Origin of the sequence: Motilibacter aurantiacus, from assembly GCF_011250645.1 — a bacterium.
GTDB lineage: Bacteria > Actinomycetota > Actinomycetes > Motilibacterales > Motilibacteraceae > Motilibacter_A > Motilibacter_A aurantiacus.
The window spans coordinates 125,594-144,255 of record NZ_JAANNO010000005.1; the positions used below are offsets into that span (position 1 = coordinate 125,594).

At 73.3% G+C, this 18,662-nt stretch carries 17 protein-coding genes and 2 pseudogenes; 6 read left to right on the plus strand and 13 right to left on the minus strand.

Annotation, left to right across the window (positions count from 1 at the left end):
- Positions 1-36: 36 nt before the first annotated feature.
- Complete coding sequence (locus G9H72_RS10875) at positions 37-1,470, minus strand: S8 family peptidase (protein WP_166170842.1); 1,434 nt, start codon at positions 1,468-1,470, stop codon at positions 37-39.
- 191 nt (positions 1,471-1,661) lie between these two features.
- On the opposite strand from G9H72_RS10875, the gene G9H72_RS10880 reads away from it, so the two are divergent.
- Positions 1,662-3,785, plus strand: a complete 2,124-nt coding sequence (locus tag G9H72_RS10880) for a S9 family peptidase (RefSeq protein WP_331272187.1) — start codon at positions 1,662-1,664, stop codon at positions 3,783-3,785.
- On the opposite strand, the gene G9H72_RS10885 is transcribed toward G9H72_RS10880, so the two are convergent.
- From G9H72_RS10885 to G9H72_RS10930, 10 genes are all read right to left on the minus strand, one after another.
- Positions 3,748-4,929 (minus strand): glycosyltransferase, encoded by a 1,182-nt coding sequence (locus tag G9H72_RS10885; RefSeq protein ID WP_166170844.1) that lies wholly within the window; start codon positions 4,927-4,929, stop codon positions 3,748-3,750. The two genes, G9H72_RS10880 and G9H72_RS10885, sit on opposite strands and share 38 nt — an antisense overlap.
- Positions 4,930-5,228: 299 nt before the next feature.
- Positions 5,229-6,248: an ABC transporter ATP-binding protein gene (locus G9H72_RS10890; protein WP_331272188.1), complete on the minus strand. Its 1,020-nt coding sequence runs from the start codon at positions 6,246-6,248 to the stop codon at positions 5,229-5,231.
- Entirely contained in the window at positions 6,232-7,374 is a 1,143-nt protein-coding gene (locus G9H72_RS10895; RefSeq protein WP_166170848.1) for an ABC transporter ATP-binding protein, read from the minus strand. The genes G9H72_RS10890 and G9H72_RS10895 overlap by 17 nt, the downstream gene beginning before the upstream one ends.
- 14 nt (positions 7,375-7,388) lie before the next feature.
- Entirely contained in the window at positions 7,389-8,363 is a 975-nt protein-coding gene (locus tag G9H72_RS10900; protein ID WP_166170850.1) for an ABC transporter permease, read from the minus strand.
- Positions 8,356-9,291 (minus strand): ABC transporter permease, encoded by a 936-nt coding sequence (locus tag G9H72_RS10905; protein ID WP_166170852.1) that lies wholly within the window; start codon positions 9,289-9,291, stop codon positions 8,356-8,358. The genes G9H72_RS10900 and G9H72_RS10905 overlap by 8 nt, the downstream gene beginning before the upstream one ends.
- A 140-nt stretch (positions 9,292-9,431) precedes the next feature.
- Positions 9,432-11,084 (minus strand): peptide ABC transporter substrate-binding protein, encoded by a 1,653-nt coding sequence (locus tag G9H72_RS10910; RefSeq protein WP_407939586.1) that lies wholly within the window; start codon positions 11,082-11,084, stop codon positions 9,432-9,434.
- Positions 11,085-11,437: 353 nt separating this feature from the next.
- A complete protein-coding gene (locus G9H72_RS10915) occupies positions 11,438-11,899 on the minus strand; it encodes a (deoxy)nucleoside triphosphate pyrophosphohydrolase (RefSeq protein WP_166170856.1) in 462 nt (153 codons plus the stop codon).
- Positions 11,896-12,783: a DMT family transporter gene (locus G9H72_RS10920; RefSeq protein ID WP_166170858.1), complete on the minus strand. Its 888-nt coding sequence runs from the start codon at positions 12,781-12,783 to the stop codon at positions 11,896-11,898. Before G9H72_RS10920 ends, G9H72_RS10915 begins: the two co-directional genes overlap by 4 nt.
- An 83-nt stretch (positions 12,784-12,866) precedes the next feature.
- Positions 12,867-13,280, minus strand: a complete 414-nt coding sequence (locus G9H72_RS10925) for a DUF3037 domain-containing protein (protein ID WP_166170860.1) — start codon at positions 13,278-13,280, stop codon at positions 12,867-12,869.
- Entirely contained in the window at positions 13,264-14,055 is a 792-nt protein-coding gene (locus G9H72_RS10930; RefSeq protein WP_166170862.1) for a HipA family kinase, read from the minus strand. Before G9H72_RS10930 ends, G9H72_RS10925 begins: the two co-directional genes overlap by 17 nt.
- A gap of 185 nt (positions 14,056-14,240) precedes the next feature.
- Between G9H72_RS10930 and G9H72_RS10935 the strand changes: the two genes are divergently transcribed.
- Positions 14,241-14,684 carry a DUF1579 family protein gene (locus tag G9H72_RS10935; protein WP_166170864.1) on the plus strand — a complete coding sequence of 148 codons (444 nt, stop codon included), beginning with the start codon at positions 14,241-14,243 and terminating at the stop codon, positions 14,682-14,684.
- A gap of 26 nt (positions 14,685-14,710) precedes the next feature.
- On the opposite strand, the gene G9H72_RS10940 is transcribed toward G9H72_RS10935, so the two are convergent.
- Complete coding sequence (locus tag G9H72_RS10940) at positions 14,711-14,914, minus strand: RNA-binding S4 domain-containing protein (RefSeq protein WP_166170866.1); 204 nt, start codon at positions 14,912-14,914, stop codon at positions 14,711-14,713.
- Between the two features lie 6 nt (positions 14,915-14,920).
- Between G9H72_RS10940 and G9H72_RS23580 the strand changes: the two are divergent.
- The 4 genes and pseudogenes from G9H72_RS23580 to G9H72_RS22960 all read left to right on the plus strand — a co-directional run.
- A pseudogene (locus G9H72_RS23580) lies at positions 14,921-15,127 on the plus strand (hypothetical protein); the annotation flags it as partial.
- Positions 15,057-15,518 (plus strand): annotated as a pseudogene (locus G9H72_RS23585) (hypothetical protein); the annotation flags it as partial. The pseudogenes G9H72_RS23580 and G9H72_RS23585, both read left to right, overlap by 71 nt.
- A gap of 133 nt (positions 15,519-15,651) precedes the next feature.
- Positions 15,652-16,275: a TMEM165/GDT1 family protein gene (locus G9H72_RS10945; RefSeq protein ID WP_331272189.1), complete on the plus strand. Its 624-nt coding sequence runs from the start codon at positions 15,652-15,654 to the stop codon at positions 16,273-16,275.
- Between the two features lie 86 nt (positions 16,276-16,361).
- Entirely contained in the window at positions 16,362-17,417 is a 1,056-nt protein-coding gene (locus G9H72_RS22960; protein ID WP_166170870.1) for a GGDEF domain-containing protein, read from the plus strand.
- Positions 17,418-17,523: 106 nt separating this feature from the next.
- Here G9H72_RS22960 and ychF read toward each other — a convergent pair whose 3' ends face one another.
- Positions 17,524-18,597, minus strand: coding sequence for a redox-regulated ATPase YchF (ychF, locus tag G9H72_RS10955; protein WP_166170872.1), 1,074 nt, complete (start codon positions 18,595-18,597; stop codon positions 17,524-17,526).
- Between the last annotated feature and the right edge of the window lie 65 nt (positions 18,598-18,662).

Sequence of the window (18,662 nt, forward strand, 5' to 3'; positions counted from 1 at the left end):
GCCCGTCGGCCGGCAGCGGGGCGCCCTCGCCCGGCGTCAGCTGACCGCGTCGAGGGCGTCCACGAGGCCGTAGCCGAACAGCGAGTTGTACGCCGTCGTGCCGGTGCACTGCGCGGCGGCCGCGCCGGTGGTCGGGCAGGGCAGCGGGTCGGCCTGGGCGCGCAGCAGCTGCAGCAGCTGGGCGGGGTCGGCCTTGGGGTGGGTCGACTTGAGCAGCGCGGCCACGCCGGCGACGTGCGGGGAGGCCATCGACGTGCCGGAGATCGTGCCGTAGCGGTCGCCGGGGAAAGTCGACAGGATGCTCGAGCCGGGGGCCGCTACGTCGATCTTGCCGTAGCCGTAGTTCGAGAAGCCCGACTTGGCCTTCGCCTGCGTCACCGAGGCGACCTGCACCACGCCCGGCGCCTCGGTCGGCAGGCTGAGGCACTCGGCGTCGACCGGGCGGGTCACGGGCGTGCTGTCGTCAGGGCTCGTCGCGTCCGTGGTCTTGTTCGCCAGGTCGTAGTTCTCGTTGCCGGCGGCGGCCACGTTGAAGACGTCCTGCTCCGTGGCGTACGCGATCGCCTTGAGCACCGCGTCCTGGACCGCGGCCTGGTCCTCGTCGCCCCGGCACCAGAACAGCCACGGGTCGACGTAGTAGCTGTTGTTCGTCACGTCGAAGTCGTGCTGGGCGGCCCACATGAAGCCGCAGATCGCAGCCTCCGGGTAGATGAGGCCGTCAGGGTTGACGACCTTCACCGCCGCGAGGGTGACGCCGGGGGCCACCCCGACGACGCCCACGCCGTTGCGGGCAGCCGCGACCGTCCCGGCGACGTGCGTGCCGTGGTAGTCCGCCGTCGGGCTGGCCGGGCGCCACGAGCCGACGCTCGAGTCCGGCTTGCCGCTCAGGCAGTCGGTCGAGAGCGAGTCGTCGACCTGCGCGGCCAGGTCCTGGTGCGTGTCGTCGATGCCGTCGTCGAGGATGCCCACGACCACGCGCTTGCTGCCCGGGTTGATCTCCTGGGCCTGCGTCGCCTTGATGAGCGGCAGGTCCCACTGCCGCGACTCCAGGGGGTCGGGCGTGACCGCGGACGCCGTCGCCCTCGCGGTCCGCCGGCCGGCCGATGCGACGGCGGTGGCGTCGTCGACGGAGGCCTCGATGCCGGCGGTCCGGGTCTGCCCCACCGACCAGATGTCGCCCTTGGGGCCGCGGGCGCGCAGGTTGTCGGCGAACTCGGGGTCGGACGACCGCGCGATGACCACGCCGATCTTCCGGTACGTCTCCACCACGGTCCCGCCGTTGGCGACGACGGCCTCCGCGGCGGCTCGGGTGTGCGAGGAGTTCGGCTTGGTGTTGACGACGTAGCTGAGCAGCGGGCCGTCCTCGGCCGCGCTCGCCGGGGCCGAGGGCAGCGAGGCCCCCGCGGCCGCGAGCGCCGTGCCGAGGGCCAGGGTTCCGAGCCGGGAGGCCCGGCGTGGCGAAGAGATCAAGGCAATACTCCTGCGACGAGCTGCGCGCCCCGGACGGGGCGACGCCGGAGGCTACCCCGGGTTCGTTTCCCGGGGACGCGACTTCCGGGAAAAATGTGGCCGAAACGGTGCCGCGCCCGGAGCCCTGCTCCGGCGCGCCCGGTGCGCCGACGGGCCGCGACGCACCGCGCGGCGGCTGCTTTGATGCTTCCGTGACCGACCCCACGCCCTCCGGCCCCGACGAGCTGACCTTCCCCCGCCTCTCGGCCCGCAGCCAGCGTTTCCGGCTCGGGGCGCCGCGCACCGTCACGGTGTCGCCCGACGGGGAGCGGGTGGTGTTCGTACGCTCCGGCGGGCCCTTCGACCGGGTCGGGCGGCTGCTGGTGCTCGACGTGCGCAGTGGCCAGGAGCGCGTGGTCGTCGACCCGCACACCCTGCTCTCGGCAGGCGAGGAGGACCTGCCGCCGCAGGAGCGGGCCCGGCGCGAGCGGTTGCGCGAGGGGGCGGGCGGCGTGACCGCGTACGCCGTCGACCGGGACTGCCGGGTCGCGGCGCTCGCCCTCGGGGGGCGCGTCGTGGTGGCCGACCTCGTCGCCGGCACGGCCCGCCTGCTCGGCACCGCGACCCCTGCCGTCGACCCGCGCCCCTCTCCCACCGGCGGGCACGTGGCGTACGTCGCGGGGGGCGCGCTGCGGGCCGTGTCCCTGGACGCCGGGGACGACCGCCCGCTCGCCGAGCCCGACGGCCCGGACGTGACGTGGGGGCTCGCGGACTTCGTCGCCGCGGAAGAGATGCACCGCTACCGCGGCTTCTGGTGGTCGCCCGACGGCGAGCGCCTGCTCGCGGCCCGCGTCGACGAGTCGCCCGTGCAGCGCTGGCACATCGCCGACCCCGCGCACCCGGAGCGGCCGGCGACCGAGCTCGCCTACCCGGCTGCCGGCACGGCGAACGCCGACGTACGGCTCGCCTGCCTGGGGCTGGACGGCTCACAGGTCCCGGTCCAGTGGGATGCATCGCAGTTCCCGTATCTCGCTTCGGTGTCTTGGGCTTCGGGCTTCGACCCTCTCCTGCACGTGCAGGCACGCGACCAGCGGTCTGCCCGGGCCCTCGCCGTCGACGCGGCGAGCGGTGCGACCCGCGTCGTGCACGAGCAGTCCGACGAGCACTGGCTGGAGCTCGTGCCGGGTGCACCCGCATGGCTCCCCGACGGCCGGCTGCTGACGACGCTGGACGACGGCGACACCCGCCGGCTGGCGGTCGACGGGGCGGCGGTCACGCCCCCCGGCCTGCAGGTCGAGGCCGTCACCGCGGTCGACAGCGACGGGGTGGTCTTCTCCGGCACCTCGGACGGCTACTCGGCGGGGCCGTGGCTCTGGCGGGCGGACGGCACGCTGGAGCGGCTCGCCCCGGCCGAGGGCGTGTTCTCGCTGCAGCGGGGCGGCGGCACCGTGGTGCTCACCGGCTCCACTCCGACGACGCAGGCCGCGACGCGCGTCTGCCGGCCGGACCGGCCCGAGCAGGTGTTGCGCAGCGACGCCGCGCGGTTCCCGTTCCCCGCCGCCCCGGACAGCATCTTCGCTGCCGGGCCGCGCGGGGTGCGGACGGCGGTCGTGCTGCCGCGCGCGCAGGCCGAGGGCCCCTTGCCGGTCCTGCTCGACCCGTACGGCGGGCCGGGCCACCGCGAGGTGGTCGCCGCCCAGGGCGCGTGGCTCGAGCCGCAGTGGCTGGCCGACCAAGGCTTCGCCGTGGTGGTCGCCGACGGCCGCGGCACGCCGGGGCGCGGGCCGCGCTGGGAGCGGGAGATCGCCGGCGGCCGCTGGGCGCAGGCCGTGCTGGAGGACCAGGTGGACGCGCTGCGCGCGGCGGCCGAACGCTACCCCGGGCGCCTCGACCTCTCCCGGGTCGCGATCCGCGGCTGGTCCTTCGGCGGCTACCTGGCGGCGCTCGCCGTGCTGCGCCGCCCCGACGTCTTCTGCGCCGCGATCGCCGGCGCCCCGGTCACCGACTGGAGCCTCTACGACACCCACTACACCGAGCGCTACCTCGGCTCGCCCGCCGAGCATCCCGACCGGTACGCCGCGAACAGCCTGCTGGACGACGCCCCCGGCCTGCAACGGCCGCTGCTGCTCATCCACGGCCTCGCCGACGACAACGTGGTCGCCGCGCACACGCTGCGGCTCTCCACCGCGCTGCTGGCGGCAGGCCGGCCGCACACCGTGCTGCCGCTGTCCGGTGTCAGCCACATGACGCCTCAGGAGTCCGTCGCCGAGAACCTCCTGCTGCTGCAGGTGGAGTTCCTCAGGGACGCCCTGCGCCGGCCCGCTCCGCCCGACTGACGCCGAGGGCGGCCGGCGCGGCGAAGCGCCGGTAGAGCGCGACGTGCGCGGCGGCCGCCGCCTCCCAGGTGTGGCGGGCGGCGAGCGCGCGCCCGGCCCGTCGCATGGCCGGGTCCGGCGCGTGGACCAGCTCGCCGAGCTCCCAGGCCATCGCAGCCGGCGACGCCGCGAGCGCGACGGCCCCGCCGAACGTCTCGCGCACCTGTGGCGCGTCCGGCAGCACGACGGGGACGCCGGCGGCGAGCGCCTCGAGGGCCGGGCCGGTCGCGCCCTCGGCGCACGCGACAGCCACCGCCGAGGCCGCCGCGACCAGCGCCGGCATCTCCTCCTCCGGCACCCCCGCGAGCACCAGCGGGCGTACGCCGAGGTGAGCCGCGCGGGCGTCGACCAGCGTGCGGTAGGCCGGGTCGTCGAGCGCCGGCGACGGGCACGCCAGCACGAGCCGGACGTCCTCGAGCTCGGGCCCCAGCGCGGCGAATGCCTCGACGAGCTCGAGCGTGCGCAACCGCTCCTCGACCGGCCCGACCGCCAGGACGTACCTTCCCAGCCGGGAGCGCCAGGACCGGCGCGCCGCCGTCGCGACCGGGTCGGCCTCGTCCGCGGCCGCCACGAAGCGGGCGGCGTCCACGCCGGGCGGGATCACGGTCGCCGCGGTGGCGTGCTCCTTGGCGAGCCGGGCTGCGAGGGCGGAGGACAGGCAGACGTGGGCGTACGCGCCGGCGGGGCCGAGCGGGCGGCCGGGCGCCGCGGGCTCCAGGTCGTGCACGGTGCGCACGCACGCCCCGACGGCCGCCGCGCTCACCGGGTCCTGCGCGTGCACCACGTCGTAGTCGTACGCGCGGAACACGTCCCGGAGCACGGCGGCTGCGGTCGCGGCCCGTTCCGGGGCGGGCTGCGCCGGGTCCTCGGCCACCGGCACCACCTGCAGGCCGACGGCCGGGTGCACGTGCCGGTAGAAGCCGGCCCCCGCCCCCCGGCCGAGGCCCCAGACGGTCACGTCCTGGCCGAGCCGGCCGAGCGCCTCGGCGAGCGCGAGCGTGTGCACCACGTGCGGGCGTGCCCGCGTCGTCCCCGTCACCAGCGCGATGCGGAGCGGTCGCTCACCGGGCGGGCCGGACCGGTCCCGCAGGTCGACTGTGCGCATGCCGCAAGTTGACGAAACAGGTGTTCCGCGGGTGTTGCCGAGCGGCCACGATCCGGTAACGGTCGCCGGGACGCGGAGCCGTCAGCCGCGTCGCGTGCGCCGGTCCCGCAGCCCGCGGAGCAGCCGCAGCCCCAGCCGCTCGCCCTGCCCGTCAGCCTCCTCGCGCGGAGGGCAGGAGGACGACGCCGGCGACGGCCACGAGGACGACGACGACCCAGAGGGCCCGGAGCGGCATGCTCGGGGTCCTTCCCCCGGCACCGCCCGGGCACGCCGGGCGGTGCCGGGGGCCGCCCGGGCGGTCAGCCGGCGAGCTGCTGGACCGTCTTCTCCTCGGCGAAGTGGCAGGCGCTCGGGTGCGGGTGCGCGGCCCGGTCGACGAGCGGCGGCGGCTCGGTCGCGCACACGTCCTGCGCCTTCCAGCACCGCGTCCGGAAGCGGCACCCCGACGGCGGGTTGGCCGGGCTGGGAACGTCGCCGGTCAGCAGGATCCGCTCGCGGGAGTTGCGCTTGGTCGGGTCCGGCACCGGCACCGCCGACAGCAGCGCCTGGGTGTAGGGGTGCGTCGGGTGGTCGTAGATGTCGGAGTCGCTGCCGATCTCCACGATGCTGCCGAGGTACATGACCGCGACCCGGTCGGAGATGTGGCGCACCACCGACAGGTCGTGGGCGATGAAGATGTACGACAGCCCGAGGTCACGCTGGAGGCTGTCGAGCAGGTTCATCACCTGGGCCTGCACCGACACGTCGAGCGCCGAGACCGGCTCGTCGCAGACGATGATCTCCGGGCGGAGCGCGAGCCCGCGAGCGATGCCGATGCGCTGGCGCTGGCCGCCGGAGAACTGGTGCGGGTAGCGGTTGATGTGCTCGGGGTTGAGCCCGACCAGGTCGAGCAGCTCCTGCACCCGCCGGCGGCGGTCGCCCTTGGGCGCCACCTCCGGGTGGATCTCGTACGGCTCGCCGATGATGTCGCCGACGGTCATGCGCGGGTTCAGCGACGCGTACGGGTCCTGCATGACCATCTGGATGCTGCGCCGCATCTCGGCGAACTCGCGGCCCTTGAGCGAGTAGATGTCCTTGCCGCGCCAGGTGACGCTGCCGGACGTCGGCTTCTCCAGCGACATGATCAGCTTGGCCAGCGTGGACTTGCCGCAGCCGGACTCGCCGACGATCCCGAGCGTCTCGCCCTTCCTGAGGTCGAAGCTGACCCCGTCGACGGCGCGGACGGCCCCGATCTGGCGCCGCAGGACGACGCCCTGGGTCAGCGGGAAGTGCTTGACGAGGTCACGGACCTCGAGGACGGACTCACCGTGCGTCGGCACCTGGCACCGCTCCCTGCGCAATGTCGTCCTCCGGCGCCTGCCCGAGGACAGGGTCGGAGGTGTGGTCCTCGGAGGCGGCCCGCTCCTGCGGGCTGGCGAGCACCTCCTCCCAGTAGTGGCACGCGCTGCCCCGCCCCGGCGCCACCTGGTACAGCGGCGGCACCTGCTCCACGCACGGCCCCTGGCGGGCGAACGCGCAGCGCGGGTGGAAGGGGCACCCCGAGGGGATGCGCATGAGGTTGGGCGGCAGGCCCTTGATCGCGTAGAGCTCCTCGCCCTTCTGGTCGACCCGGGGGATCGACTGCAGCAGCCCCTTGGTGTAGGGGTGCGCCGGCGCCGAGAAGATGTCGTAGACCGAGGCCCGCTCGACGATCCGCCCGGTGTACATGACGGCGATCTCGTCGGCGACGTCGGCGACGACGCCGAGGTCGTGGGTGATGAGGATCAGGCCCATGTCGCGCTCGCGCTGCAGGTCCTTGAGCAGGTCCATGATCTGGGCCTGCACGGTGACGTCGAGCGCCGTCGTCGGCTCGTCGGCGATGAGCACGGCCGGGTCGAGCGCGATCGCCATCGCGATCATGATGCGCTGGCGCATGCCGCCGGAGAACTGGTGCGGGTAGTCGTTGACCCGCTCCCGCGCGGCCGGGATCCGGACGCGCTCCATCAGCTCGATGGCCTTCTCCCGGGCCTCCTTCTTCGAGGCGCCGCGGTGCACGCGGAACATCTCCCCGATCTGGTAGCCCACCGACATCACCGGGTTGAGCGAGGAGAGCGCGTCCTGGAAGATCATCGCGATCTTCTCCCCGCGGTACGCCCGCCGCTCGCGCTCGGGGAGCGCGAGCAGGTTGCGACCCCGGAAGCGCACTTCACCTCCGGTCACGTAGCCGGGAGGGGTGTCGAGGATGCCCATGATGGCCTGGGCCGTGACGCTCTTGCCCGAGCCGGACTCGCCGAGCACGGCGAGCGTCTTCCCCGCCTGCAGCGAGTAGCTCACGCCGTTGACGGCGTGAGCCACCCCGTCGCGGGTGCGGAACTCGACGTGCAGGTCGTCCACCTCGAGCAGCGGGGCGGTGGGGTCCTCCCCCGGCGCCGCGGTGCTCTTGCTGAGGTCCAGCGTGCTGCTCATGGTCTCGGCGCTCCTCATCGCAGCTTGGGGTCGAGGGCGTCGCGAACGGCCTCGCCGAGCAGGATGAAGCTCAGCACGGCCAGGCTGAGCGCGCCGGCGGGGAAGAACAGGATGTGACGGGCACGGCCCCAGTACTGCTGGGCGTCGGCGATCTGCAGGCCCCAGGAGATGGTCGGCGGCTTCACCCCGATGCCGAGGAACGAGTACGTCGCCTCGGCCGCAACGACGCCGCCCAGCGAGATGGTCGTCACGACGATGACCGGTGCGAGCGCGTTGGGGACCACGTGACGCAGCAGGATGCGCATCCGGCTGGCCCCCAGCGACCGCGCGGCGCTGACGAAGTCGGCGTCGCGGACGGAGATGACCGCCGATCTGGCGATGCGGGCCGTGCTCATCCAGCCGAACAGGGTGAGCGCGAGGACCACGCCCCAGATGCTCGGCAGGTCCAGCGTGACCAGGATGATCAGGCCGGCGAGGAAGTACGGAATCCCGTTGAAGATGTCGAGGATGCGCGACAGGATCGAGTCCGTCAGCCCCCCGTAGAACCCCGCGATCGCCCCGAGCGGCCCGCCGATCAGGAAGGTGGCGAAGACGACGACGAAGCCGACGGCCAGCGAGTTGCGCGTGCCGTAGATGATGTTCGCGTAGACGTCGCAGCCCTGGAAGTCTCGGCCGAACCAGTGCTCGGAGCTGGGCGAGGCCAGCGACTCGGACAGCACGCACTGGTTGGAGTCGTAGGCGTCGATGCTGCTGAACAGCCCCGGCGCGATGGCGATGGCCACGTACACCGCGATGATCGCGCTGGAGATCCAGAACACCGGGCTGCGCCGCAGCTCCCGCCAGGCGTCGGCCGCGAGGCTGGCGCGGCGCTCCTCGGGGTCCGGTGGGCTCGTCGAGACCGGGCCCAGCTCACCCGCGGGGTCCGTGCCGGGCACCGCTGCCTTGTCGCCGATGCCGCCGGCGCCGGTCTGCACGTTCGTGTCAGTCATAGCGGATCCTCGGATCGAGTACGCCGTAGAGCAGGTCCACCACCAGCGTCGCCGAGACGTAGACGAGGACGAGCAGCGTGACGAGGCCGACGACGACAGGGGCCTCCCCGGCACGGGCCGAGGACGCGATCTGCCGGCCGAGGCCGTTGAGGTTGAAGATCTGCTCGGTCACGATGGCCGTGCCGAAGATCGTGCCGACCTCGGTGCCCAGGAAGGTGATCACCGGGATCAGCGAGTTGCGCAGGGTGTGCACCCCGACGACTCTGCGCCGCGGCAGGCCCTTGGCCACCGCCGTGCGCACGTAGTCGGCGCGCAGGTTCTCGACGATGCTCGTCCGGGTCAGCCGGGACGAGTACGCCAGGCCGAGCAGCGCGGTCGTCAGGCCGGGCAGGATGTACGCCACCGGCCACCCCTGCGTCGTGCCCGCGACCGGCAGGTGGAAGACGTCCCTGCCTTGCACGCCGATGAAGTACTGCAGGACGAACGCCATGACGAACGCGGGGAACGAGACGAACAGCAGCGTCGTGAACAGCACCGCCTTGTCCACGACGCCGCCTCTTCGCAGGCCGGCCAGCAGGCCCAGCCCGAGCCCGAGGATCGCCTGGATGCCCAGGCCGGTGAGCGTCAGCTTCACCGACACCGGCCACTGCTGCTGGAGCAGGTCGGTGACGGGACGCTCGTTGAACGTCTTGCCCAGGTCGCCCGTGGCGAGCTTGCCCATGTACTTGCCGTACTGGACGACGAGCGGGTCGTTGAGGTTGTACTCGGCCCGCAGGAAGGCCGCTCGCGCAGGGTCCGGGCGCTTCTCGCCGGACAGGCGCTGGACCGGGTCACCGGGCGTCGCGTAGACCATCGCGAAGATCAGGAAGGTCGTACCGAAGAAGACCGGGATCATCTGCAGGATCCGGCGGACGGCGTAACGCCCCATCGTGCCCCTCCTCTCCTTGTGCTGGGAACGGCCAGGGGCAGCCGGCCAGCAGGCCGGCTGCCCCACGCGGTCCACGGTGCCTGCCGGGGGTCCCTATCCCCCCGGGAGGCGGCTTCGATCGTGCCGAAGGCCGATCGAGGTTACTTGAGCGAGATGTTGACCTTGTCGATGCGGTCGAAGGCGTCGACGCTCACGTTGGTCACGCGCTCGGAGTTGGCGGCGTTGGTGACGCCGAAGAAGAGCGGGATGACCGGGAACTCCTCGGCCAGGATGCTCTCGGCCTGCTTCCAGTCGGCGATGGCGGCCTCCTCGGTCGCCTCCGTCTGGCCCTTCTTCACCAGGTCGTCGAACTTCGGGTTGCTGTAGCCGTAGTAGTTCGAGCTACCGCCGGTCGTGTAGAGCGGGCCGAGGTAGTTCTGCATCGACGGGTAGTCCATGATCCAGCCGAGGCGGAACGGGCCGAAGCCCTGCTTGCTGCTCTTGGACTTGTCCAGGTCGTCGAGCAGGACGTCGAACGAGGGCTTGGGCTCCGCGACGCACTGGACGCCGAGCGTCTGCTGGATCTGGTTGCAGGCCGCCGTGACCCACTCCTTGTGACCACCGTCGGCGTTGTACGTGATGGTCATGTCGGAGAGGCCGCCACCCTCGGCGAGCAGCTGCTTGGCCCGCTCGGGGTTGAAGGTGCAGAACTCGCCGCACGAGCCTTCCTGGTAGCCCGCGACGACCGGGCTCACGAACGCGTCGGCCGGCTCTCGGGTGTTGTTGAACACCGTCGTGGCGATGGCCTCACGGTCGATCGCCATCGAGATCGCCTGGCGGACCTTGATGTTCGCGTACTTCTGGTCGTACGTCGGGAAGCCGAAGAAGTCGTACCGCGACGACGGGAAGGTCTGGTAGCGGTCGCCCAGCTCCTGCTCGGCGTTGGCGAGCGCGCTCGGCGGCAGCGAGTCCATGACGTCGAGGTTGCCGGCCGTCAGGTCGTTGTACGCCGTCTCGAGGCTCTCGTAGATCTTGAAGTCGATCCCGTCGACCTTGGGCTTGGTGCCCTTGAAGTCGGCGTAGGTGTCGACCGCGATCGACTCCTTGTGGTTCCAGGAGCCGTTCATCTTGAAGGGGCCGTTGCCGATCGGGGCCTCTTCGAACGCCTTGATGTCACCGAACGCGGCTTCGGGCATCGGGTAGAACGCCGTGTAGCCGAGCGAGGTCTTGAAGGTGTTGTCCGGCGCGGTCAGCGTGACCGTGAACTCGGTGTCGGACACCTTCTTCAGGCCCGAGAGGGCCTGAGCGGTCGCCTCGGGGACCTTCTCGTCGTCCGGGTTCGGGTCCTCGGGGTTGAGGTCGCTGTAACCCTCGATGCTCCCGAAGAAGTAGTTGTTGTTCTGCCCGTTGGCGTTCAGCGCGCCGTAGTTCCAGGCATTGATGAACGAGTCCGACGTGACCGGCTCACCGTTGTGGAACGTCCACCCCGGGTTGAGCTTGATGTCCCACGTCTTGTTGTCGCTCGAGTCGACCGCAGCGGCGAGCTCGGTCAGCACCGGCTTGTTCTGCTCGTCGTAGTCGACGAGGCCGACGAACAGGGCGTCGAGCACCTCGGCGCCCGCGGTCTCGTTCGTGTTCGTGGGAACGAGGTACTGCGGCTCCGAGATCTCGATGGAGACCCGGCCTCCCGTGGTGCCGCCACTGGCGGAACCGCTCGACGACGGGCTGCTCGTATCGTCGTCGTCGCCACCGCCGCAGCCGGCGACGACGAGGGACAGCGCCGCCAGCCCGACTCCGAGGCGCGCGACCTTCAGTCCACGCATCAAGACTCCTCCTCCTGGGACCGGCACGCGCGACTCGCGGCGACGGCCGGAACGGCCGTCGAGGTGCCCAGCTCTACCCAGCAATGAACGAGCCACCGGGATCGGTAGCTCGCAAGCACGCTACCTGACGGTGTGTAAACACGGAGGAGGGTGTTCGTTCCAACAATGTAACGGTCACGACACTATTGCCCGCCACGCGGTGTTACGACCGACCGCCTCCGACACGAGTCTAAGTCGTGTCCCGGGGCAACGCGTCCCGGCCCTGGCGCGGCCGCCGGCACGGCCCTCGGTGTGGCCCAGGTGTGGCCCTCGGTGTGGCCCTCGGTGTGGCCCTCGGTGTGGCCCTAGGTGTGGCCCTCGAGCCCGTCCCTGCGACGTCGCGCGGGCTCGTCCCCGGGCTCGTCCCCGGGCTCCTGCAGGACCAGCGCCTCGAGCGCCGCGACGATCGGGGCGTCGGCGGGCAGCCACTCCACCTGGTGCCAGCTCCCCGCGGGGAGCCAGCGCAGCAGGTCGTGGTCCTGCAGGGGCTGCGGCTCGCCCGCCCCCAGGGTGCCCGTCCACACCCGCAGGACGCGGCCCGGGCCGAGCGGCCAGTCGGCGCCGACCCTCCGGCCGAGGCGTACCTCGACCCCGAGCTCCTCGGCGCACTCACGGACGAGGGCGTCCTCGTCACGCTCACCCGGCTCCACCTTGCCCCCCGGCAGCTCCCACCCCCCGGCCAGCTCCGGCGGGAAGGAGCGGCGGGCTGCGAGCAGCGCGCGCCCCCGCAGCAGGGCGACGGCCACGACGACGACGGGTGGGGTCATCCACTCACCCTCGCACCCGCGAGGGGCACGGCAGCCCGGCGCGGCTTCGCGGTGGCGAGCACCGAGCCGAGCAGCACGAGCGGGAAGCCGATGGCGATGCCGAGGGTGAAGGGCTCGTCGAGCAGCAGGACGCCGAGTACCAGCGCGACGGCGGGGTTGACGTACGTGATGACCGAGGCGCGGGCCGGGCCGGCCTCGGCGATCAGGGCGAAGAAGACGATGAACGCCACGGCGGTGCACACGACGGAGAGCACGGCCACCGAGAGCGCGGCCTCCCCCGACACCTCGTCGGGCCAGTGCCAGACGGCGAACGGGGTGTACACCAGGGCCACGACGGCCAGCGAGGACGCGATCACCCCGAGCGCCGGGACCGCGGACAGCCGGCGGGCGACGATGAAGGGCCCCACGGCGTACCCGACGGCCGTGAGCAGTGCCTCGCCGACCGCCACGAGGTCGTCCGCGTGCACGTCGACCCCGGCCAAGGTGACCACCCCGGCCACACCGACCGCGAGCCCGAGCAGTCGGCGCCCGTCGACGCGCTCGGTGCCGCCGACGCGGGCGAGGACCGCCGCGACGAGCGGGGTGGTGGCGATGAGCAGCGCCGCCAGCGAGCTGGACAGGCGCACCTCGGCGTGCGACAGCAGCAGCCAGGGGCCGGCCAGCTCCACCAGCGAGTAGAGCAGCACCCAGCGCCAGTGGGGCAGCAGGGGCCGGAGCATCCCCCGGTAAGCGGCGTACGCGGTCAGCAGCACCGCGGGCGGGGCGGTCCGGGCGAACACCAGCACGTCCGGTGGGACGTCGCGCACGGCGACGCGGATGAGGAGGTACGGGATGCCCCAGATGACGCTCATCGCCAGGAACAGGAGCCATCCACGCCGCGTCACGGCGGTCAGGGTGGCACAGCGCCCGGGCGCGGCTCGCGCGGGTTTCGGCCCTCGCGGTCGAGCCCCACAGACCGGGCCCGCGCTCAGGCGTCGCGGCAGCCGGCCTGCCGCGGCCGCGGGGGCCGGACCATCACGGTGACCAGCCGGTCCAGCTCCGACGCCGGGTCCGCCGTCATGCCCGTGTGCACCGCGGAGGCCTGCACGACCGTCGAGCGCGGCGCCGTCAGCCAGCGGAAGCGCTCACCGGCGGAGCGGCGGCCGTTCACCCCCGCCACCGGCTCGCCCGCGCACAGCGCCCGGACCGCCTCGAGGTGCTGGCGGACGGCGTCGACGTCGGCGTACGGGTCCAGGGCCCGCAGCCGCGCCTCGTCGAGCTCGACGCCGGCGGCGAGGAACCCCGCCGCCTGGCAGTAGACGACGGCACCGGCGTTGAGCGACTCGCCGCGCTCCACCCGGGGCACGACGCGCAGGACCGCCCACTCAAACGCGTGCTGCACGGGACTCCTCCAGGGCCGGGAGCCAGCTGGACCGCGCCTCGACCCGCGCGAGCAGCACGTCCACGTAGCGCGCCCGCACGGCCGCCGCGTCGTCGAAGCCGGGCTCGTCGGAGAGCCACTCGTCGGGGACGAGAGCCGCCGCCTCCTCGAGCACCTCCCGGGTGACCTGACGGGCGAGCTCGGCGTCCGCCTCCGCGACCGGGCCGGCGACGGGCAGCAGGACGTGCTCGGACGCGACGGCGTAGGGCCGGGTGGCGACGTTGGCCGCGCGTGCCCAGTCGTGGTGGAAGTAGAGCGACGCGCCGTGGTCGATGAGCCAGGGGGTGCCGTGCCAGCGCAGCAGGTTGGGGTTGCGCCACGAGCGGTCGACGTTGAGCACCAATGCGTCCAGCCAGAGGACGCGCGCGGCGAACCGGGGCTCGACGACCGTGTCGAGGTCGGCGGCCGGGTCCAGGGTGAGCGAGCCGGGCAGGTAGTCCATGCCCAGGTTGCGCCCGGCCGAGGCGCGCAGCAGGTCCTGCACCTCCTGGTCGGGCTCCCCGGGGGCCAGCCCGGGGTCGAGCTCGACCTCGACGAGCTCGGGCACGGGGAGGCCGAGCCGGCGGGCCAGCTCGCCGACCACGACCTCGGCGACCAGGCTCTTGCGGCCCTGCCCGGCACCGCGGAACTTCACGACGTACGTCCCCAGGTCGTCGGCCTCGATCAGCCCGGGCAGCGAGCCACCCTCGCGCAGCGGCAGGACGTAGCGTGTCGCGTTGACGGTCCGGAGCGGCACCGCGCCACCGTATCCGTCGGCCCGAGCCCGCTGCCCGGAAGGAGCCGCATGCGGCGGTCGTCCCGTCCCCCGTCGCGTCGCCGTGCCGCTCGCCGCCCTCCTCCGCCCGATCGGGTGCGCCGCCGGCTCGGGCAGGCGTGCGACGGCTGTCCCGGCGAGCAGCCGTACGCGCCGGCCGGCGCCCGGTGACCGGGGACCTGGCGGGCCGGCTGCGCCTGCTCCAGCCGCTGATCGGCCGCTGGCGCAGCTCCGGACGGGTGCTGGGGCCGGACGGGGAGGCCGTCGCGACGATCGAGGGCACGGACAGCTACCGGTGGATGCCGGGGCGGCAGTGGGTCGTGCACGAGGTCGACGTGTCGATGGGCGGCGAGCGTGTACAGGCCCTGGAGATGATCGGCGGGGCCGGGCACGTCCCGGGGTCGCTGGCGATGCGGGCGTTCGACGCCTCCGGCGACTACGGCGTCATGAGCCTGTCCGTGCTGCCCGACGGCGCGCTCCTGCTGTCCGGCGACGGGATGCGCAGCGTGCTGCGCGTCACCGCCGACGCCATGACCGCGCACTGGGAGCAGGAGGCGTCGCCGGGCACGTGGGTGCCGTGGATGCAGATGGAGTTCGCGCGCGTCGGGTGAGGGCGCCGGCACGGGCGCGGGGGGGCTCAGGTCAGCCGGACCGTCCGGCCCCCGGCCTGCACGACGTCCCCCACCGCCAGCTGCGCGCCGCGCCGGGTCTCCGGCTGCCCGTTGAGCAGTACCTGGCCGGACTCCAGCAGCTCCTTGGCGGCACCGCCGGTGTCCACCACGCCGACCAGCTTGAGCAGCTGGCCGAGCCGGATCCCGTTGCCGACCTCCACCTCGTCCACCCGCTCATGGTCCCAGCCGTCCCCGCCGCCCTGTCAGTCCCCTCCGGCACGACCCGCCGCAGGAGCGACGAGGGAGGCACGGATGCGGCTGCTGGTGGCCACGGCCGAGGGGCAGGGCGAACGGCCCGACGACGTCGACCGCGCGGTCGAGGCGAGCTGGTCATGCTCGGGGACGTGTGCGCCGTCGACCGGGACGACCGGGACGACCCGGGCGGCGGCTGCGGGTGTGGCCGGGCCTTCGCCGGGCTCGCCTCGCACCCGCCCCACGACCACCGCGCTGATGCGCGACCTGGACGTGACGCCCGTCGTCCTCGAGCTGGCCGTTCGCGCCTCGCTGCATGCGCGGGGGCGGGTGCTCGGCGACGGCGTGCCGGAGGACGAGGCGTACGTGCGCGAGACCGTCGACGAGCTGCTCCGCTCCGGCGGGCTGTGGCCGGCGGCACGGTCGTCGGCCGCCGGCTGGACGTGGTCTTCGTCCGCTCGCTGCCGCTGTCCGGGGCGTGGCTCGCCTGACGCCCGGCGGCCGTCGGCTAATCTGGCCGTGAAGGGGAGTAGCCCTCCCGTCACCGGTCGACATGCTGGCGCTGCGGCGCCCGGTCGGTGAGCTCCCGGCGCAGGGAGTGGGCGAGACCTTCGGCACTGCACTGCTGACCGGTCACGCCCCCGGCGTGGCTCTCGTTGGCGTGGTGCCGGAGGGCCGCGCCGCAGCCCTTCGCATCGCGCCGGAAAGGCCGTCCGTGAGCCTCGACCTCGGCGTCGCCCTCACCGCGTTCGTCCCGCTGCTCCTGCTCGAGCTGCCGGACAAGACGTTCATCGCCACCCTCGTCCTGTCCACGCGCTACCGCCCGCTGACCGCCTGGATCGGCGTCGGCCTCGCCTTCGGCGTGCAGTGCGTGGTGGCCGTGACCGCCGGCGGCGTGCTGTCCCGGCTGCCGACGACGCCGGTGGCCGTCGCGGCCGCGCTGCTGTTCGCGGCGGGGGCCGTCCTGCTGTGGCGCGGGGCCGCGGCGGCCGACGCCGAGGAGGCGCACACCGAGGAGGAGTTCGCCCGGCGCATCACCGGCGGCGGCAGCGGGCTGCGTGCCGTGGGGGCGTGCTTCCTCGTGATCTTCATCGCCGAGTGGGGCGACCTGTCCCAGCTGTTCACGGCCGGCCTGGCGGCGCACTACGCCGACCCGGTCTCGGTCTTCGTGGGGTCGTGGCTGGCCCTGCTCGCGGTCTCCGGGCTCGCGGCGCTGCTCGGCAAGGCCCTGCTGCTCAAGGTGCGGCTGTCCACGATCCGGCGCGTCGGTGCCGGCGTGTGCCTCGTCCTGGCCGTCGTCACGGCGCTGCAGGCCGTGGGGGCCGAGCTGCCGCTCTGACTCCCGCCGGGACCCGCGCCGCCGGCGGCCACTCGTGATCAGCGCGCTTGCCTCAGGCCGGCCCCGTTCCGGCCGATCGAGAACTCGTGCGCACTGGCTGGGACCTCCCCCCGCTCGGTAGCCCGGCGTTGCACGCGCTGGACGTCCGGGTGCACGGTGCGCTGTCCGTCTTCATGGGCCTGCTCTGCCTGGTCCTGGCCCCGCTGGGCCGGCACGGCCTCGTCGTCGCGGGCATCGGCGCGACCGTCGTCCTCTTCGGCGGCCTGCCGACGCTGCTGATGTCCCCGCAGCGGACGTCCCGGAGGTCCCTGACGGTCGGGATGATGGCGGCCAGCGCAGGCATCACCCTCGGCACCAGCGTCGAGGCCGGCGCCTTCGACGTCAGCACCTCCGCGCTCATGCTGGTCAGCGTCGTGCTGCACGCGGGCTTCTTCCGCTCCCGGCGGGAGAGCTGGCTGCAGCTGGCCTGGCTGCTGACGGTCTACGCGGTGCCGCTGATCCTGAACAACGACGGGACGTTCCGGGTCCTCGTCGCATGGGGCCTGCTGGCCACCATGCTCTCGCTGCTGACCGCGGTCGTGGTGTGGGTACGCGCCGGCATCGACGAGCTCATCGCCGAGCTGCACGTCGAGGCCGAGCACGACCCGCTGACCGGCCTGCTCAACCGCGAGGGGCTCCGCCGCCGCTCGGAGCGGCTCTTCGGCGCAGCCGGCGGGCAGGGCGCTGACGTCGCTCTGCTGCTCGTCGACGCGGACCACTTCAAGCAGCTGAACGACCGCTACGGGCACCCGGCGGGCGACGCGGCGCTGTCGTGGCTGAGCCGCCTGCTGACGTCCACCGTCCCGGACACCGGGCTCGTCTGCCGGTACGGCGGCGAAGAGTTCGTGGTCCTCGTCCCGGCGTGCGACCTCGACACCTCCGTCCTGGAGGCAGAGCGCATCCGGCGGCGGGTCGAGCAGGACGGGCGCGCCACGGCATACCCGTTCACCGTGAGCATCGGCGTGGCCGTCGGGCCGTTCGAGCCGGGCCTGGCCGAGCTGTACCGGCAGGCCGACGCGGCGCTGTACCGGGCCAAGCGGGGCGGGCGCAACCGGGTGGCCGCGGCGTCGGTGCTGCAGGCCGCGGCCGAGCGCGCGAGCTGACCTCGGCCCGGCTCTACACCCACGCTTCCGCCGTGCCGGGGGCACTTCCGCGGTGTCCTGACACGGCGGAGGTGCCCCTGGCACGGCGGAGGTCGCGCGGACGCGGCTAGACGTTGAAGCGGAACTCCACCACGTCACCGTCGGCCATGACGTAGTCCTTGCCCTCCATGCGGACCTTGCCGCGAGCCTTGGCCTCGGCCATCGAGCCCGCCTCGGTGAGGTCCGCGTAGCTCACGATCTCGGCCTTGATGAAGCCGCGCTGGAAGTCGGTGTGGATGACGCCGGCCGCCTCGGGCGCCGTCGCCCCCTTCGGGATCGTCCACGCGCGGGCCTCCTTCGGCCCGGCGGTGAGGTAGGTCTGCAGCCCGAGGGTGTGGAACCCGACCCGCGCGAGCAGGTCCAGGCCCGACTCCTCCTGCCCGGTCGACTGCAGCAGCTCCAGCGCCTCCTCGGGCGGCAGCTCCGACAGCTCGGCCTCGAGCTTGGCGTCGAGGAACACCGCGTCGGCCGGGGCGACGAGCTCGCGCAGCTGGGCCTTGAGCGCCTCGTCCGCGAGCTCCTCGTCGTCGAGGTTGAACACGTAGAGGAAGGGCTTGGCGGTCAGCAGGTGCAGCTCGCGCAGCGGCTCCGGGTCGAGCCCGGCGGCGAAGACCGTCGTGCCGTCGTTCAGCACGTCGCGCGCCTTCTCGGCCGCGGCCACCACGGGCTGCTTGTCCTTCTGGTTGCGCGCCTCCTTCTGCAGGCGCGGCAGCGCGTTCTCGATCGTCTGCAGGTCGGCGAGGATCAGCTCGGTGTTGATCGTCTCGATGTCGTCCTTCGGCGCGACCCGGCCGTCGACGTGGACGACGTCGGGGTCGGTGAACACGCGGATGACCTGGCAGATGGCGTCGGCCTCGCGGATGTTGGCGAGGAACTTGTTGCCCAGCCCCTGGCCCTCGCTGGCGCCGCGCACGATACCGGCGATGTCGACGAACGTCACGGTCGCCGGGATCACCTTGGCCGAGCCGAAGATCTCCGCGAGCTTGGCGAGCCTCGCGTCCGGGACGCCCACGACGCCGACGTTCGGCTCGATCGTGGCGAACGGGTAGTTCGCGGCGAGCACGTCGTTGCGGGTGAGGGCGTTGAACAGGGTCGACTTGCCGACGTTGGGCAGTCCGACGATGCCGATGGTGAGGGCCACGAGTCAACGAGCGTACCGGTCCGGCGGCGGGCCGGCAGACGCGCGGCCGGGGACTGTCGGTGCCG